This window comes from Chloracidobacterium sp., assembly GCA_025057975.1.
GTDB lineage: Bacteria > Acidobacteriota > Blastocatellia > Chloracidobacteriales > Chloracidobacteriaceae > Chloracidobacterium.
The window spans coordinates 1-571 of sequence record JANWUV010000059.1 but is presented as its reverse complement, the minus strand read 5'-3'; the positions used below and the strand labels follow the sequence as shown (position 1 = coordinate 571).

General features: G+C 61.3%; 1 protein-coding gene. It reads left to right on the top strand.

The features are described from left to right. Window positions 1-56: 56 nt before the first annotated feature. Window positions 57-571: DUF1684 domain-containing protein (locus NZ585_15065; GenBank protein ID MCS7081349.1), on the top strand; the 515-nt coding region annotated here is incomplete at its 3' end.

Sequence of the window (571 nt, the reverse complement as noted above, 5' to 3'; positions counted from 1 at the left end):
CTGTGGATTCTCCAACCTATCGGCGATTATGGCCTGAACAGTTGCGGGAACTGAACATGACCGAACTGGAATCCTTACGCGAACAGAAAGACCATTTCTTCCGAACCCATCCCCAGTCGCCGCTCACGCCGCAACAGAAGTGCGAGTTCACGGGCCTGGACTACTTCCCGGAGAACCCGGCGTTGCGGCTGGAAGTCGAAATCGAACCTTTCCCGCAGCGCGAGGTGATCGAGATGCGCACCTCGACCGGCGACACGCAGACGTATCGGCGCGTGGGGCGCTTCACGTTCACGGTGGACGGGCAGGAGGCGCAGCTGACGCTGTACGCCGGCCCACACGGTTATTTCCTCCCGTTTGTGGATGCGCTGGCAAACGTCGAGACCTATGGTGCGGGACGTTATCTCGAACCGGAGCCGCTCGGCGGCAACCGCTTTCTGGTGGACTTCAATCTGGCCTACAACCCCTACTGTGCCTACAACGACAACTGGAGCTGCCCGCTTACCCCGCCCGAGAATCGGCTGAATGTGCCGATCCGCGCGGGGGAGAAGCTGTATCGCGGCGCCTCCCACGA